We start from the raw sequence: 17,641 nt of genomic DNA on the forward strand, positions 1-17,641 counted from the left end.
TGCGCTTTCTATCCCCAAAGCGGCAGGCCCGACAAGGCCGCCAGTGCGATGGCGATATAAGCTGCCGCACGATAAAGCCTCTCACGCTCGGGGCGGAACATCCATCCGCCCAGCCAATTCCCCGCCAGGTTCGGTATTGCCAGTGCAAGACCCAGCGCTGCAGCCGCCCATGTAACACGCCCCATCCCAGTCAGGTAACCGAGAATGAGAAAGTCGAACGCGAAGAGAAACAACAGTATCGTGGCGCGGATGACCTGAACCGACAGCGGACGGGACATATAAAAAAGGATCACCGCCGGACCCGGAAGCCCTGCGACACCGCCCAGAAACCCGGCAGCGGCACCGATGCCCGAGACCATCGCGCGAGTGACTTGGCCGTTATACCGCAGCCCCAATATCAGAACCGCGAGCATGAAAAGCGCAAGCAGGCTGACCGCATATCGAAACACATCGGGGTCGACGCGGGTCAGCACCCACAAGCCCAGCGGCAGAAGCAAAGCGCAACCTCCGGTCAAGCGGGCAAGATCGCCTTTGTCCACATCGCTCCAAGCGCGGCGCAGATTGGGCAGCGGGCCAAAAATGTCCATGATCGTCAACCCGATCAGCGCGCCGAATGGGCCGAGATAGGGGGAGGCAAGGGGCAGGAAGACCAACGCGGTTCCAAAGCCCGAAAATCCGCGCACAACGCCGCCAAGAAAAGCCGCAAAAAGGATAATGGCCAGCCCTTGCGGGGGCTGGCCAAAAAGCTCAGGCATCAATATTGGCAAACTGGTTGCCTGCCGTGTTCGACGGCTTGGACCAGTCGCGTTTGACCCCCAGCCATAACAGGATGGTCGAAGCCACGAAGACCGAGGAATAGGTTCCCACGATCACACCCCAGATCATCGCAAAGACGAACCCTCGGATCACATCCCCGCCAAGAACGTAAAGCGAGATCAGCGCCAGCAGGGTCGTGACCGAGGTCATAACCGTCCGGCTGAGCGTCTCGTTGATCGAGATATTCAGAACTTCTTTCAGGTCCTTCTTCTTGTACTTCCGAAGGTTCTCGCGCACGCGGTCGAAGACAACCACAGTGTCGTTCAACGAATAACCGACGATGGTCAGAAGCGCCGCAATGATGGCGAGATCGAACCGGATTTGCAGCTCGGAGAATATGCCAATGGTCAGGATCACGTCATGCACAAGGGCAGCTACCGCCCCCAGCGCAAACTGCCATTCGAACCGCAGCCAGATGTAAACAAGCACCGCGCCGATGGCCAATGCAACGGCGATAACGGCTGTCTGGATAAGCTCTCCGGAAACCTTAGGGCCGACCGATTCAACCGATACGAATTGAATATCCGGAATCACGGCTTGCAGCGCTTGCTCCACAGCCGTGATCGTTGCTGCCTCAACCGCCTCGGCATCGGCCTGCGCCTGAATGCGGATCATCGCGACATTTTCATCCTCTCCGAAGGTCGGATCAAAAATCTCGGTGATTGTCACATCGCCAAGTTCCAATGGCGCGATTGCGTCGCGGTACGTGCCGACGTCAATCGGTTGCGTGCTTTCAGTTCGAATGGTCGTACCGCCCCGAAAGTCGATGCCAAAATTCAGGCCCTGCAACATAAACGAAGCAAAAGCCACGACCATCATCAGGCCGGATATACCCAGCCAAACCTTCCAGCGGCTGAAGAAATCGAACGAGGTGTTCTGGGGTACGAGTTTCAGTCTCATGTCAAACCTCGATCGTTTTAGGACGGCGGCGTTCGAACCACATGACAACCATCAGGCGTGTCACGAAGATCGCGGTAAAGACCGATGTCAGAATACCAATGCCCAGGGTAATTGCGAACCCGCGCACCGGGCCACTGCCCATCGCGAACAAGATCGTCGCCGTAATGAAGGTTGTCACGTTGGCGTCCAGAATGGCCGACAGCGCCTTTTCATAGCCCAGCTCGATGGCGCGGGCTGGCCCTTTGGCAGATTTCAATTCTTCCCGAATGCGTTCAAAGATCAGCACGTTGGCATCCACCGCCATACCGACCGTCAGAACGATCCCGGCGATGCCCGGCAGGGTCAGGGTTGCTCCGATCAGGGATAGCAGGCCGAACAACAAACCGACGTTGATGATCAACGCGATATTGGCAAAGATTCCGAACAGACCATAGCTGAGCGCCATAAAGGTCAGAACGGCAACAAAGGCCACGATTGTGGCAACCTTACCCGCATCGATGCTGTCTTGTCCCAATTCGGGACCGATGGTGCGTTCTTCCAGGAATTCCAGACCGGCAGGCAGCGCACCCGCACGCAACAAGATGGCCAGATTGGTGCTTTCCTCGACAGAGAAGTTGCCAGTGATAATGCCAGATCCTCCGGGGATGTGGCTTTGGATCACTGGGGCGGAAATCACTTCGTCATCCAGCACGATCGCGAAGGGCGCGCCGATATTGTCGCGGGTATAATCACCAAATTTGCGGGCGCCAGACGTGTTGAACCGGAAACTGACCGCAGGGCGACCGTTTTGGTCAAACGAAGGCTGTGCATCCACCAGTTCTTCACCGGTCACAACCGGGGCGGATTCAATAATATAATAGACACCGCTTTCGTCGATCGAAGGTACAACTTCTTCGCCGATGCCCACGCTGGCATCCGGGTCGGTGCCCCTGTTAACAACCGGGTTGAAGGTCAGCTGAGCTGTGGTTCCGATGATGTTTTTCAACTCTCCGGCGCTGCCGATGCCCGGCACCTGGATCAGAATCCGGTCCGCGCCCTGGCGCTGAATAGTGGGCTCACGGGTGCCAACTTCGTCAATCCGGCGGCGGATAATCTCAAGCGATTGACGCACGGTGCGATCATCGGATGCCAGCTTTTCGGCCTCGGAAAGCTGCACAACGATCGTGTCGCCATCAGCGCGCGCTTCAATATCCGTGGCACCAACACCGGTCAGGGTTTGCACCTGGCGGGCAAGTCCACGCACCACTTCAAGCGCTCTGGGCATTCCCTCTGGTTGGCTGATGCGAACGCGAATCTCATCCGGGGCAGACTCCTGGCGACGGATCGTTCCAACCGTCGCACGTTCGTCACGCAGCGCGTCCCGAACTTCAGGCCACATGGCCTCCATCCGGGATTCGTACACATCCTGCACCCGGACTTCGGCCAACAAATGCGCACCACCGCGCAAATCCAGACCAAGATTGACCAGCGAAGATGGCAACCAAGTAGGCCATTCCGCAGCCTGAGCCTGCAATTCAGGCGTATCGTTACCCAGCTCAATGGCCGCTTTTGCGTCGTTGGATTGTTCGACCCGTGTGTAAAACGCGTTTGGCAGGGCTAAGAGAAGGCCGGTCACACAGACCAGCCAAATCAGAACCCGCTTCCAGGTATCAATTTGCAGCATTACCCTGCCTTTTCAAGGGATTGTCGAGCGAAATTACTTCGCAGGTTCGGTCTTGTTCAGAACCTGAGCGATGGTCGATTTAACCACGCGGATCTTGACGCCCTCGGCGATCTCGACCTCGATCTCGTTCTCGCCTTCCTTGACCTTCGACACCTTGCCGATCACCCCACCCTGGGTGATCACCTGATCACCGCGGCGCACGGCCTCGACCATGGCCTGATGTTCTTTCATTTTCTTCTGCTGTGGACGGATCAGCAGGAAATACATGATCGCGAAGATCAGGATCAGCGGGAGAAACTGGGCGATTGCGCCACCTTCCATGGGATATTCCTTTGTTCAGATCTTGCGGCACCGTTCCGCAAATTTGGCCGGAACCTATGCTTTGAGATGCCTGTTTGCAAGCAAAGGCGGTGATGTGTACCACGTGAAAAAGAATACGACCCGTCAACTAAGGGAAAAGCGTTGCAGATATGTCCTAGGAACACATGCAAAACCGGTTATAGTTTAACCGTAGGGGGACATATGACACTGCCATTCAAGCCTTTCCTTTTGCTATGTTATTTACTGATCACCATATCGATGGGTTTGACGCTTTCCGGCCCGGCGCAATCGCAGGAAACACCCGCTGAAATCACTGAGCCCGAGGCAGATGAAACGGACAGTTTCAAAGCGCCTGTAATCGTGGACGGCGAAATGTTGTTCTTCCTGCGTGGGTCCAGTGCCCTGCCCGCGCCGGAACGGGCGGAAAGCGTTCAGGACAAGATCATTGAGGTTGCCGAAGCTTCGGAAAGTCCTGCGGTCGACATCGCATTCGAAGAAACCGATCTGGGCGTTCGCATTCGGGCTGACGGTGTGATCGTGTCAATCGTGACCGTTGCAGATGCCGAATTGGATCAGATGGAGCTGGATGTTCTCAGCTTCCTCCATGGTCAGGCGATCGAAGAGGCCATCCTCGCCTATCGTGCCAACCGCACAGACCAGGCGCGGGTGTCAGGTGCAATTGAGGCTGCGGGATGGACACTTGGCTTTGTCGCTTTCGTGGCGCTGATCCTATGGCTGCATCGGCGGATCAGGCGGCGTACCCTGAAACTGGTAAAGCGGTATTTGAAGGATGTTGAAACGGCGACTGCCAAAAGCGTCCAGGCCGAAGCGATCGCAGCCCTGATCCGGTACGGATTGAATTTCATCCTGCTGATTATCTTCTTTCTGGGTTTCTACTATTATCTGTCTTTTGTCCTTCTTGCATTTGCTGAAACACGGTATTTCGCGCAGCTGCTGCTCACTTACCTGACCGAACCCGTACTGCTGATATTCAAGGGTATCCTGAGCTACATTCCCAACTTGATCATGCTGGGCCTGATCACATGGGTCACGATGTATATCATCAAAGGGATGCGCGTGTTCTTCGATGCGGTTGAAGCGGGCTCGTTCGATATGGGTGATTTCGAGAAACACTGGGTCAACCCGACGTTCAATATCGCCCGTGTCATCGTGATTCTGATCGCGCTGGTTTTTGCTGTCCCCTACATCCCCGGCTCGGACTCGGCGGCGTTTCAGGGGCTGACCATTCTGGTCGGCGCAATGCTGTCGCTGGGCGCAAACTCGGTCGTGTCCAACATGCTGGCGGGCCTGTTTGTTATTTACCGAAGATCCACCTCAATCGGCGACCGTATCCAGATCGGAGATCACATAGGAGACGTTGTGCAGATCAAACTCATGGAAACGCATTTGAAGTCGATCAAGAACGAACTGATCTCGATCCCAAATGCCCAGCTGATGAACTCGGATGTGGTAAATTTTTCGAAGAAGACCGATGGCAGCGGGCTGTTGCTGCACACGACGGTCGGCATCGGATATGAGGAACCCCCAGAGAAGGTCGAGGCGATGCTGATCGAAGCTGCCAATCGCACCAAGGGGATCAAAGCCAAGCCCGAACCCTTTGTATTGTGGACCGCTTTGGCCGACTACGCGATCAACTATCAGATCAACGGCTACACAACGCGCGGCAGCATCATTCCAAAAATACGCTCGGACCTGCACCGCAACATTGTCGCCGTGTTCAATGAAAATGGCGTACAGATCATGACGCCCTCTTATATGGCTGACCCACCGGAACCAAAAATCCCGGCAGAGGAATGGGATGGCCATCTGGCGCATGAAATCCACGCCGAGGACGATAAGTCGTAACCGGTGCTACACCCCGCCCGACAGATGGTGCATAAGCGGTTTCAGTGATTCACGCATTTAAGGATCTGAGACATGCACGACATCCGCGCCATTCGCGAAAATCCAGCCGCCTTCGACGCCGCCCTTGCGCGCCGTGGGGACGCGCCGGTGTCGTCAGATTTGCTGCGGCTGGATGAAAGCCGCCGGTCCAAAATCTTGGCCGCCGAGACAGCTCAAGCCGAACAGAACAAGGCCAGCAAAGAAGTCGGTGCTGCCAAGGGTCGTGGCGACGAGGCAGAGTTCGAACGCCTGCGCGCATTGGTGGCCGAGAAAAAGGCCGAGATTGCCCGGATGCAGACCGAAGCCAAAGATCTGGACGCTCTGCTGACCGATCAGCTGATCCGCATCGCCAACCTGCCCGCCGAGGATGTGCCCGAAGGGGCCGATGAAAACGACAATGTCGAGATCAACCGCTGGGGCACACCACGAGAGTTGGATTTTGCACCCAAAGAGCATTTCGAGATTGAAGCCGTCCAGCACGGTATGGATTTCGAAACCGCAGCCAAACTCTCTGGCTCGCGCTTTGTGCTGCTGTCGGGCGGCGTTGCCCGCATCCACCGCGCACTGGCGCAGTTCATGCTGGACACCCATATCAACGAGAACGAGCTGACCGAGGTGAACGGCCCGGTACTGGTTCTGTCCGAGATGATGCATGGCACGGGTCAGTTGCCGAAATTTGGCGAAGATAGCTATCAGACCCGCGAAGGCTGGTGGCTGATCCCGACATCCGAAGTTTCGCTGACTAATATCGTCAACGACACGATGATCGAGGAAAGCTACCTGCCCCGCCGCTATACCGCGCATTCTCTGTGCTTTCGGTCCGAAGCCGGCAGCGCGGGCAAGGACACACGCGGTATGCTGCGCCAGCACCAGTTCGAAAAGGTCGAGATGGTCTCGGTCACACATCCGGACAAATCGGATGACGAACAAAAGCGTATGCTGCGCTGCGCCGAGGGCATTCTGGAAAAACTGGGCATCCCCTACCGCACCGTCATCCTGTGTACCGGCGACATGGGTTTTGGCGCGCGCCGCACCTTTGACATCGAGGCTTGGCTGCCCGGTCAGGATACTTACCGCGAGATCAGCTCGGTCTCGACCTGTGGTGAATTCCAGGCCCGCCGCATGAATGCGCGGTTCCGCCCTGAGGGTGGTGGAAAACCGGAATATGTCCATACGCTGAATGGCTCAGGCCTTGCCGTGGGGCGCTGCCTGATCGCTGTGCTGGAAAACGGCCAGAACTCGGACGGAACCGTGACCCTGCCAGACGTTCTGAGCCCCTATCTGGGTGGCAAGCTGACCCTGCAACTGGACGGCACGCTGACATAAGAAAACCGGCCCCCAATCGGGAGCCGGTCCAATAAGATGGGAAGGCGAGGAAGTCTTACTTCTTCGCCTTTTTCTTATCCTTTTTCTTATCTTTCTTCTTACTGTCTTTTTTGCCAGCATCTTTATTCTTTGTGTCCTTTTTGGACTTTTTGTCCTTCTTGGACTTGGCCTTCACCTTATCCTTTGCTTTCGAAAACGCAGCTTCCATCTCGGCACGTTTCTTAGCGGCCTTTTCAGCTTTGGCTTTGGCCTTGGCTTTTTTGCGGGCTTTGGCCTCGGCCGCGTCAGCGGCTGCTTTCTCTTCTGCAGCCTTCTTCGCCGCCTCTTCGGCGCGTTTCTCGGCAGCGGCGGCCGCAACGGTCTTACGCGCAACTGGGCGTCGCGTCGCAGGTTTTCGCGCAGCTGGTTTGCGGGCAGCAGGTTTGCGGGCGGCGGGTTTGCGGGCCGGAACCTGGCGCGCAGCTGGTTTTGAAGCCGTGGCATCTTTCGCCGCAGCAATCAGCACGGCAGCTCTTGCCAAACCGATCCGAGGAACCTTGACCAGATCTTCGGGTTTGGCCTTCGCTAACGCCTCGGCTGTCTTAAAGCCGTTCGCGGACAAAGCCGCGGCAAGCGCTTCCCCCACACCTTTAACATCGGTCACTGCGGTCATTCCGGATCCTTTCTCTGTCTCCCTGATTTAACGTATATACACAAGATATACGAGGCTTCAAGCCGCGGCACCAAATGGCGCGACTCTGCTTAACTGTGGGCCAAATCAGCCGTCCGGCCTTTCTTGGGGAACGGCACCAGACGTTTGGTATCCTCGTCCCAAAGCTTAAGGTTCAGCGCTGCGACTGCTTCGGGGAATTTGATACGCCGCGGGGTGTATTCAGGCGGCAGGCTGTAATGGCACGCACGCAAGCGATAAGACGGAATGCGCGCGTTGAAGTGGTGAATGTCGTGCAATGTTATACATGCAACCGCCGTATCGAACCACCATCCAAAATCCAGCGCGGATGAACCCTGCAACGCTGCAAGCTGCGGATCCAGATCCGGGCGTCGGTCCCAATAGGTGTCTTCAAAATTATGTTGAAGATAGACTAGGAAAACCCCCAACATTCCACCCAAAAGCGAGAACACAAGCCAGACCAGAATTCCGGTGCCGCCCGCAATCATGTAGAGTAGCCCCAGAAAAACAACGATGGACAGGTTGTGCAAAAACACGCCCTTCACCCCAAACCGAACGGTATTCTTAGGCCAGCGGTACCGGATGAAGTATGTGAACAACGCGCCAACGGGCACCAGGATGAAAGGGTTGCGGTACAGCCGATAGAACAAGCGTTTGCTCCAATCCGCTTGATTCCATTCGCGCAGGGTCATTGTGTGAATTTCACCTGTTTCGCGGTGCTCAAGATTGCCGATCCCTGCGTGATGCAGGTTGTGGTTCTGTTTCATCACCTCAAAGGGCGCAAAGGTAAACGGTGACAACCCATGCCCCGCCCATTCATTTTGCTGGCGCGTCTCAAACAGCGAATGATGGCCGCAATCATGTTGCAAAACATAAAGACGCACCGCCGAAAAGGCAAAGACCACGCCTGCGGGAACCATGACATACCAGCGATCCACATATCCAATCGCAAGCGCCAGCGATGCAAAATACACCGCAAAAGTTCCAAAATAGCTAAGCGCTGCCAGCCTGTTGTCCTGAACAGCGTATTGCCGTGTATATTCCCTCAGATCCATCCAGCCCTCTCCCACGATGGCCCGGTTAAATATAAACTAAAAATATGCCCCGTTGGTCCCGGTACAAGCGTGCGCAGTAAAACAAATGCACACTAGTGAATGCTAGCGCGCAGAACGGACGCTGTCACGCCCTCGCAGCAAAAACGCTGAAAATTGGCGCAGTTACGCGCGCCCTTTGAGATGCTTGGCCAGTGCGCCCGCGTTTTTCTTGCGGCGACCCTTGTAGGGGTTCTTATCCCCTTGCCCACGCAGAGTCAGACGGATTGGCGTGCCGGGCATGTCGAAATCCTCGCGTAGCCCGTTGACCAGATAGCGGGTATAGCTGGCGGGCATCTTGTCAGGATGTGAACACATCACAACAAAGCCCGGCGGGCGGGTCTTGGCCTGAGTCATATAGCGCAGCTTGATCCGGCGACCCTGCGGCGCTGGTGGCGGGTGCTGTTCAAGCATCGCGGTCAGCCAGCGGTTCAGCGCAGCAGTCGGCACCCGGCGGTTCCAAATGTCATGGGCGCGCAAAATCGCAGCGCGCAGGCGCTCCAGCCCCCGGCCCGTTTTCGCAGACACTGTAATCAAGGGTGCACCGCGCAGTTGCGGCAGAAGTCGGTCAAAGGACTCCTTGAGCTCGCGCAGTTTTTCCTGCTTGTTCTCTTCGACGTCCCATTTGTTGACGGCAACAACTACGGCCCGACCCTCGCGTTCGGCCAGATCGGCGATGCGCAAGTCTTGCTGTTCGAACGGGATCGCCGCGTCGAGCAAGACCACGACAACTTCTGCAAACTTAACGGCCCGCAGACCATCGGACACCGAGAGCTTTTCAAGCTTTTCCTGAACCTTCGCCTTTTTACGCATCCCCGCTGTATCGAAAATACGCATCGGGGTGCTGTCACCAACAGGATCAGCCCAGTCGACACGCAGACTGATGGCGTCTCGCGTGATCCCAGCCTCGGGGCCTGTCAGCAGGCGATCTTCACCGATGATCTTGTTGATCAATGTCGACTTGCCCGCGTTTGGCCGGCCAACCACCGCCACTTGCAATGGCTTGGCAGCAGTGATCAGAGGTGTTTCACCCTCGCCATCTTCATCCAGTTCGATATCGGTCTCGGGGGCTTCCTCTGCCTGTGCTTCATCGGCCGCATCAGCCAGTGGCATGAGCTGAGAATAAAGGTCGGTCATGCCCTCGCCGTGTTCGCCAGACAGGCGCACGGGTTCTCCCAGCCCCAGATTATAAGCTTCCAGAACTCCCGCATCCGCAGCAGAACCTTCTGCTTTGTTGGCCGCCAAAATCACGTGCTTCGCGCGCTTGCGAAGGATCTCGGCGAACATCTCATCCGTGGGGGTCAGCCCCGTGCGCGCATCGATCATGAACAAGCACACATCGGCCATGTCCACCGCGCGCTCGGTCAGGCGGCGCATCCTTCCCTGAAGGCTGTCGTCGGTTGCATCCTCAAGCCCCGCCGTATCGATCACGGTAAAGCGCAGATCGCCCAGACGCCCCTCGCCCTCGCGCAGGTCACGTGTCACGCCCGGCTGGTCGTCGACCAGGGCCAGACGTTTGCCCACAAGGCGATTGAACAGAGTGGATTTGCCCACATTCGGGCGCCCCACGATAGCGAGGGTCAGCGACATGATACTCAACTTTCAAGACTCAAGATGCGCCCTTTAGCGCATCTTGCCGTCAACGGAAAGCGTGTAGATCACCCTTGGTCGAAACCACATACAGCGTTTGCCCGGCAACAACCGGCGCTGTTGTCGCGCCTCCGGGCACTTCGACCTGATGAACCAGCGTTCCGTTGACCGGATTGAAGAACCGCAAATACCCGTCATTGGACGCAATCACAATGCGGCCACCGGCCAGGATCGGACCGTAATGCGCAAAGATCGGACCACGCCGGCCGCGTTTGTCTTTCACGAAACCCGGCAGATCCTGCGCCCAGACAACCGAGCCATCCGCCGCGTTCAGACGCACCAGCTGGCTGCGGTCACTGATCAGGAAGATGCTGTTACCTGCGGGCCAAACGGCATCCACGGCCCCCTCATCGGCGGTCCACCGACGTTCACCCGTCGCAACGTCAAAGGCGACGGTCCGGCCTGAATGGTTGCCGATATAGATGGTGTTTCCCGACACCATCGGGCCGCCTGTCACGTCAACAATCTGGGCTGCGGCCCGCCCTCGGCGTCCACCGGCGACCGATGCGTTCCAACGGCGGATACCGCCCCGCCGAAAGGTCGCCGCAACATCGCCCGAGCCGAAGGCGAACACAGCGAGATCCGAGGCGATCACAGGCGCTGGTGCACCCAATACGTTGCCCACGCTCGGCGTACCTTCGATTTGCCAGGCGATACGTCCATCCTTGGTGGCAATGGTCCAACCCGTTTCATCTCCGGCCACCAGATAAAGCAGGCCATCATTAACCAACGGTGCGCCGCTGCCGGTGGCTTGCAGACGCTTCTGCCACCGAATGGCACCGGTTCTCGCATCCAGTGCGGTCAGGCGACCATAACCTGAAGAAACATAAAGAACACCATCGGCATAGGCCATTCCACCGCCGGTTGCGTCCGAGTCTCCATCACTTGCGGGAATCAAATCCGTGTTCCAGGCCAACTGGCCCTGGGGTGTGACAGCTGAAACCGTTGCCCCTGCATCCAGCGTATAGATCAACCCACCTGCAACGACTGGCTCGGCGGTGATGCGTTGCTTGCGTGAGTCCCCCTGACCGATCGAGGCCGACCAAACCCGCTGCGGTGTCGCGCGCAGCGCGGCGTTTGTTGTTCGATAGGCCGGAGTTCCTGGGCTTTGCGACCAATTGGCATTTGCCTGCTGCGACGGCAGACTGATGGGCTGAGAGCCCTGCCTTTCAACAGTTTCCAAATCCGACAGTGGGCGGATGTCTTCACGTTCACCGGGCAGAATGGTCTCGGGTTCTTCACAGGCGGCCAGAGCGGTCAATGCCAGTGCCGCGACCGGCAGTCCCACGCGGGAGAATAGTCTTGTTACCATGGTATTCCGAACTCGCCTGTCAAAATGTCTTTGTTCACCACCCGATCAACCTTGTTGCGCCACCAGGGGTTCTGGTTCCCCGCCCAGCGCGACAATCAATTGCGCGGCACGCTGTTGCAGGTCAATCCCGACTTCAGCATCCTGCCGCAGCGCCTGCAACCGATCCAGCGCAGCCTCGACATTGCCCTCGGACACGTCAATCAGGGCCAACTGTTCTTCGGCAAGCAGACGCAGCGGTGCGCCAGGCGCTGCCAGCGCCTCAAACTGTTGCCTACGTTCGGCTGCAGGAAGTGTGTCGCTTTGCAACAACAACACCTTGAAGCTTGCAATCGCGCGGTAAATTTCAGGCAAGTCGCCCTGAACGGCCACCGCGTTCAGGCTGTTGACCGCGTCTTCGCGCGATCCGGCATCGACCTGCGAGGCGGACAAAAGCATGTTCAAAACCGCGTCTCCACCCGGAGCTGCCGCCCCGATACCCTGCAGGCCTGCGACACGCGCGTCGGAATCGTTTTCCGTCAGCGCAGCAAGAATCGAGTCCCCCAGATCTTGCGCCTGCGCCGCATCGCGGGATTTTCGGTATTCATTGAAGGCCGCGCCGCCCACGATCAGCACAACGGCAACCACACCTACCCAGCCCCAGCGGCGCAATAACAGATACATTCGGTCGCGGCGCACCTCTTCCGTGACCTCATCAATGAAACTGTCCGTGTCGCTCATCCCGTGCCCCCTGGGCTGTATATCTTGTCTAAGTGCGCCATGTCATACCCCGGCACCAACGCCAAGCCAAGGGTCCGAATTTGCACATTTTCGCCGCCGGGTACTGCTCTTGCGAAAAAAAGTGAACCAAACTATTCAGTTCAGTGTAGAAAAGACATAGCATAAGTCCCATTTCGAAAAGTGAGCGCCTCGCGTTCTTGGGCAAAAAATTCTAGGAGAATCCCCGTATGCGTTTGATTTCATTCATCAACGCCATTCTGGTCATTGTTGCTCTGTATTTTCTTGTATTCGAACGCGATGCGCTGTTTGCCTTCGCGGGGCGTGGCGAAGGCGATGAAACGACGCAAGGTGAGGCTGCCGCTGCGGAAACTTCAGACATCGCGGCAGTGGGTGTTGTCGCCCTGCGTTCGCAAGCCCGCGAGATTGACAGCGCGGTTTTGCTCCGCGGTCAGACCAAAGCAAATCGCCAGGTCGAAGTTCTGTCAGAAACCACTTCGACCGTCATCTCAGAACCCAAGCGCAAAGGTGCCTTTGTCGAGGCAGGTGACATTCTGTGCGAGCTTGACCCCGGCACACGCCCGGCCCAACTGGCCGAAGCTATGGCCGGCAAGCTTGAAGCCGAAAGCCGTATCCCCGAGGCCGAAGCCCGCCTGCAGGAGGCGCATGCGCTGGTGGCAGAGGCCGAGATCAACCTGACCGCATCGCGTAAATTGGCGGAAACAGGCTTTGCCTCGGAAACCCGCCGGATTTCCAGCGAAGCCGCGATGAGCACCGCCAAGGCCGGAGTGAAGTCGGCAGAGGCCGGATTGGAAGCCACCCGTGCCGGGATTGAAGCCGCAACTGCGGCCGTTGAGGCCGCACAGCGCGAGGCCGGTCGCGTGGTCATCACCTCACCTTTCAAGGGTCTGCTGGAAAGCGACACCGCTGAGCTGGGCAGCCTGATGCAGCCCGGATCGCTCTGCGCGACGGTTATTCAGCTGGATCCGATCAAGCTGGTGGGCTTTGTGCCCGAGACCGAGGTCAACCGCGTGGTTGTCGGTTCCGAAGCATCCGCGACGTTGGTCACCGGGCGGCAACTTAATGGGCGGGTGACGTTCCTAAGCCGTTCGGCCGATGAGACAACGCGGACGTTCGAGGTAGAGATCACTGTCCCCAACCCGGACCTGACCATCCGAGACGGCCAGACCGCAACCATTCAAATCGCCGCCGAAGGCGCCAAGGCGCATCTGCTGCCGCAGTCCGCGCTGACGCTCAGCAATGAGGGTCAATTGGGGGTTCGCACGGTGGGCGCAGGCAACATTGTCGACTTCAAGCCCGTCCAGATTCTGCGCGATACCGCAGAAGGCGTCTGGATCGGCGGGCTGCCGGAAACGACTGACATCATCGTGGTCGGGCAAGAGTTTGTGACCCGCGGCGTCACTGTGAAACCCACCTACCGGGAAGCTTCACAATGACCGGTATTGTCGCTTGGGCCGCTGAACGGGCCCGTATGGTTCTGGCGTTTATCGCCATCTCGTTGGTCATCGGCGGGTTTGCCTATGTCTCGTTGCCGAAAGAGGGTGAGCCGGATATTGAAATCCCTGCCCTGTTTGTCTCGGTACAGTTTCCCGGCATTTCAGCGGAAGACTCCGAAAATCTTCTGATCAAGCCGATGGAGACCGAACTGGCGGATCTCGATGGCCTCAAGGAAATGACGTCGACCGCCGCCGAAGGCTATGCAGGGGTCGCGCTGGAGTTTGATTTCGGCTGGGACAAAACCGCGATCATGGCCGACGTCCGCGACGCGATGAATTCGGCGCAGGCGGATTTTCCTGAAGGTGCGGAACAGTATTCGCTGACCGAGATCAACTTTTCAGAATTCCCCATCGTCATCGTCAACCTGACCGGCGCAGTTCCTGAACGCACGATGGCCCGCGTTGCCAAAGACTTGCAGGACGAGCTTGAGGCACTGGATTCGGTACTTGAGGCTGGTATCGCGGGCAATCGCGACGAGATGCTCGAGGTGGTCATCGATCCCTTACGGCTTGAGGCATACAACGTCACCGCAGATGAGCTGATCAATGTGGTTCGCAACAACAACCAGTTGATCGCCGCGGGTGAAGTTGAAACCGCGCAGGGTACATTCTCGGTCAAGATCCCGTCATCGTTCAAAACCGCGCAGGACGTTTATGGCTTGCCGATCAAGGTCAATGGCGACCGGGTTGTGACTTTGGGTGAGTTGGCGCAGATCAATTACACCTTCGAAGACCGCGCCGGTACGGCCCGGTTCAACGGTGAACCAACTGTTGCCCTGCAAGTGGTAAAGCGTAAGGGCTTCAACCTGATCGATACTGTTGCTCAGGTCAAAGAGACCATCGAGCAAGCGAAAACAAAGTGGCCACCTGAACTTCAGGCCGCCGTCGATCTGGGCACGTCCAACGACCAGAGCCGCATCGTGGGTTCGATGGTCAGCCAGTTGGAAGGCTCGGTTCTGACCGCGATTGCACTGGTGATGATCGTAGTGCTGGCCTCGCTGGGCACGCGGGCTGCGTTGTTGGTGGGTTTCGCGATCCCCACCTCATTCCTTCTGTGTTTTGCTTTCCTGGCGGTTATGGGCGTCAGCATTTCGAATATCGTGATGTTCGGTCTTATTCTGGCGGTCGGTATGCTGGTGGACGGTGCCATCGTCGTCGTGGAATATGCCGATAAACGCATCAAGCAGGGCGTCGGACCGATGCACGCCTATGTTGAGGCGGCGCAGCGCATGTTCTGGCCCATCGTATCCTCGACGGCGACAACGCTTTGCGCCTTCCTGCCCATGCTGTTCTGGCCCGGCGTACCGGGTGAATTCATGGGAATGTTGCCCGTCACGCTGATCTTTGTTTTGTCGGCGTCGCTGATCGTGGCACTGATTTACCTGCCGGTCATGGGCGGCGTGTCTGGGCGGCTAAGCCGCGTCTTCGACCGCTCGTCGATCTGGTTGCGCGCGCGCACGCCGTGGTGGCTGCGGGCAGTTCTGGTGCCACCGTCGCTGTACATGATCTTTCTGGGCGCAATGCAGACCCTGAACCCGGATTACCTGCTGCCCGGCGGTTCAATCGCTGGTGCGCTTCTGTTCCTGTTCGGGGCGTTCGCCGGCTCTGTCACCCTAAGCGCGGCCAAGATCGAACGCAAAGCGGAAGAGCGCGTTCATACAGCCGACGAACACACGCCCTTCGGTCATGTGGTTCGCTTTCTTGTCGGCAATCCGATCATGCCCATCGTGTCATTGGCCGCAGTGTTTTTTGCTGTCTACACCGTTGCCTTCGTCTGGTTCCCGCAAGAGTCCAGAGGTGTTGAATTCTTTGTAGAAAGCGAACCGGAACAAGCCACCGCTTATGTCCGCGCGCGGGGGAACATCTCGCTTGCGGAAAAAGATGGCATGGTCTTGGCGGCAGAAGATGTCATCGCGGCCCACCCGGCCGTGATCAACGTGTTCTCGTTCGCGGGTGAAGGCGGTCTGAACCAGAACAATGGGGGCGCTCAGGAACCTGCCGATACAGTGGGCCGTGTTCAGTTCGAGATCATCCCCTGGGAAGACCGTCCCAACGTCTCGGAATCTGTTCTGTGGGGCCTGTTTGATCGTCACTTTGTTGCGCCTGAATTTGACGGTGACTTCGTGATTGACGAACTCAACGCGCAACTGGCTGAGATCCCCGGCATCGTGGTCGAGATCCTGCCATTGGAACAAGGCCCGGCCTCGGCCAAGCCGGTGCATCTGCGCATCAAGGGTGATGGGTGGGAGGATCTGACCTCGGCGACGCTTACTGCGCGTGAGGTTTTCGACACCACGCCGGGACTGATCAAGATAGAAGACACCCTGCCCTTGCCCGGCATCGACTGGCAGATCGACGTGGACGTCGCCAAGGCCGGTCGGTTCGGAGCTGACGTGGCCACGGTTGGAGCCATGGTACAGTTGGTGACACGCGGCATTCTGCTGGGCGAGATGCGCCCGGATAGCAATGATGAAGAGATTGAAATTCGCGTGCGCCTGCCAGAAGAAGATCGCGTGCTGTCGACTTTGGACACGCTCAAGGTTCGCACCCCGGACGGATTGGTACCATTGTCGAATTTCGTGAGTCGTAAACCCGTGGCCAAACTGGCCGAGATCAACCGGGTTGACCAACAACGCTACTACGACGTCAAAGCCGACGTTGAACCAGGTTTGAGCAAGGTTACGACCGAAGGCCCCGATGGTGAACTCATCCGTCTTGCCGTGGTTCGGGAAGTTGCCGAAGGCTACACCCCCTCCGGCACGGTCCTGAACGGCGGGGGCGGCAAGTCCTACGAGTTGGTTCAATTGACCGGCGCCGATAGCGTGGATCAACTCATCAGCACGGTTGAGGGCGGAGACGCTCAGTTTGCGTTGATCAACCCAAATGAACGGATTGCTGTTCTGACCGAATGGCTGGAAACGGGTCCGTTTTCCAATTCGATCAGTTGGGAATGGACCGGAGATCAAGAAGAACAGGCGGAATCCGGTGCCTTTTTGGTGAACGCCTTCATGGGCGCGCTGGGACTGATGTTCGTGATCCTGCTGGCGCAGTTCAACTCGTTCTACAATTCGGTGCTGGTGTTGCTGGCGGTCATCCTATCAACCACTGGCGTTCTGATCGGTATGATCGTGATGGAACAACCCTTCTCGATCATCATGACCGGCACAGGCATCGTGGCGCTGGCGGGAATTGTTGTGAACAACAACATCGTTCTGATCGATACCTATCAGGAATACAGCACGTACATGCCACGGATCGAGGCGATCATCCGCACCGCAGAGTCGCGCATTCGTCCGGTTCTGCTGACGACCTTGACCACAATGGCCGGTTTGACGCCCATGATGTTCGGTCTTTCGCTGGACTTCATCAATGGCGGCTATTCCATCGACAGCCCGACTGCCTTGTGGTGGAAACAGCTGGCGACGGCGGTAGTCTTTGGTCTGGGTATTGCCACTGTTCTGACCCTGATCGTGACGCCATCGCTTCTGGCGTTGCGGGTTTGGGTGACGACCTATGCGGTGTGGCTCAGTCGCTTGCTGGCGCGTGTAACTGCGGGCCGATCAAGCCAGATTGCGCAGGACATGGCCATTGGACGCTCTGCCCGTCAAATGCAAGCAACCGAGATTGTGTGGGAGGATACAGACACTACCCCATCTTCCGAAAATCCGGATGCGGATACTTCAGAACCACACCCACCGGGGCACCCCCTGAAGGCTGCGGAATGAGAAAAGGCGCGCCCGTCGGCGCGCCTTTTTC

At 57.6% G+C, this 17,641-nt stretch carries 13 protein-coding genes; 4 read left to right on the forward strand and 9 right to left on the reverse strand.

All coding sequences use genetic code 11. The features are described from left to right. Nucleotides 1-8: 8 nt before the first annotated feature. The 4 genes from GOV89_RS06380 to yajC are packed head-to-tail and all read right to left on the reverse strand — an operon-like array spanning nt 9 to nt 3,700. Nucleotides 9-755: a TSUP family transporter gene (locus GOV89_RS06380; protein WP_171237814.1), complete on the reverse strand. Its 747-nt coding sequence runs from the start codon at nt 753-755 to the stop codon at nt 9-11. Continuing rightward, a complete protein-coding gene (secF, locus tag GOV89_RS06385; RefSeq protein ID WP_171179522.1) occupies nt 748-1,716 on the reverse strand; it encodes a protein translocase subunit SecF in 969 nt (322 codons plus the stop codon). The genes GOV89_RS06380 and secF overlap by 8 nt, the downstream gene beginning before the upstream one ends. Before the next feature lies 1 nt (nt 1,717). Further along, entirely contained in the window at nt 1,718-3,379 is a 1,662-nt protein-coding gene (gene secD, locus GOV89_RS06390; RefSeq protein ID WP_171237815.1) for a protein translocase subunit SecD, read from the reverse strand. A 33-nt stretch (nt 3,380-3,412) separates the two neighbouring features. Next, entirely contained in the window at nt 3,413-3,700 is a 288-nt protein-coding gene (gene yajC / locus GOV89_RS06395) for a preprotein translocase subunit YajC (protein ID WP_171090782.1), read from the reverse strand. A 201-nt stretch (nt 3,701-3,901) separates the two neighbouring features. On the opposite strand from yajC, the gene GOV89_RS06400 reads away from it, so the two are divergent. Both GOV89_RS06400 and serS read left to right on the forward strand, forming a co-directional pair. Continuing rightward, on the forward strand, nt 3,902-5,566 hold the full coding sequence (locus GOV89_RS06400; RefSeq protein WP_171237816.1) for a mechanosensitive ion channel family protein: 1,665 nt from the start codon (nt 3,902-3,904) through the stop codon (nt 5,564-5,566). Nucleotides 5,567-5,638: 72 nt separating this feature from the next. After that, on the forward strand, nt 5,639-6,931 hold the full coding sequence (gene serS, locus GOV89_RS06405) for a serine--tRNA ligase (RefSeq protein WP_171237817.1): 1,293 nt from the start codon (nt 5,639-5,641) through the stop codon (nt 6,929-6,931). A gap of 55 nt (nt 6,932-6,986) precedes the next feature. On the opposite strand, the gene GOV89_RS06410 is transcribed toward serS, so the two are convergent. The 5 genes from GOV89_RS06410 to GOV89_RS06430 all read right to left on the reverse strand — a co-directional run bounded on the left by GOV89_RS06410 (nt 6,987) and on the right by GOV89_RS06430 (nt 12,371). Continuing rightward, entirely contained in the window at nt 6,987-7,583 is a 597-nt protein-coding gene (locus GOV89_RS06410) for a helix-hairpin-helix domain-containing protein (protein ID WP_171237818.1), read from the reverse strand. A gap of 89 nt (nt 7,584-7,672) precedes the next feature. Beyond that, nucleotides 7,673-8,656 carry a fatty acid desaturase gene (locus GOV89_RS06415; RefSeq protein WP_171237819.1) on the reverse strand — a complete coding sequence of 328 codons (984 nt, stop codon included), beginning with the start codon at nt 8,654-8,656 and terminating at the stop codon, nt 7,673-7,675. Between the two features lie 162 nt (nt 8,657-8,818). Then, nucleotides 8,819-10,282, reverse strand: a complete 1,464-nt coding sequence (gene der, locus GOV89_RS06420; protein ID WP_171237820.1) for a ribosome biogenesis GTPase Der — start codon at nt 10,280-10,282, stop codon at nt 8,819-8,821. 49 nt (nt 10,283-10,331) lie between these two features. After that, the gene (locus tag GOV89_RS06425) at nt 10,332-11,654 is read right to left on the reverse strand and encodes a PQQ-like beta-propeller repeat protein (RefSeq protein ID WP_171237821.1); all 1,323 of its coding nucleotides are present in this window, start codon (nt 11,652-11,654) and stop codon (nt 10,332-10,334) included. A gap of 45 nt (nt 11,655-11,699) precedes the next feature. Continuing rightward, nucleotides 11,700-12,371, reverse strand: a complete 672-nt coding sequence (locus tag GOV89_RS06430; protein ID WP_171237822.1) for a hypothetical protein — start codon at nt 12,369-12,371, stop codon at nt 11,700-11,702. Nucleotides 12,372-12,598: 227 nt separating this feature from the next. Between GOV89_RS06430 and GOV89_RS06435 the strand changes: the two genes are divergently transcribed. Then, complete coding sequence (locus GOV89_RS06435; protein WP_171237823.1) at nt 12,599-13,825, forward strand: efflux RND transporter periplasmic adaptor subunit; 1,227 nt, start codon at nt 12,599-12,601, stop codon at nt 13,823-13,825. Then, nucleotides 13,822-17,610 carry an efflux RND transporter permease subunit gene (locus GOV89_RS06440; RefSeq protein WP_171237824.1) on the forward strand — a complete coding sequence of 1,263 codons (3,789 nt, stop codon included), beginning with the start codon at nt 13,822-13,824 and terminating at the stop codon, nt 17,608-17,610. The genes GOV89_RS06435 and GOV89_RS06440 overlap by 4 nt, the downstream gene beginning before the upstream one ends. The last annotated feature ends 31 nt before the right edge of the window (nt 17,611-17,641 follow it).

It is taken from the genome of Ruegeria sp. HKCCA5763 (assembly GCF_013034545.1).
Classification (GTDB): Bacteria; Pseudomonadota; Alphaproteobacteria; order Rhodobacterales; family Rhodobacteraceae; genus Ruegeria.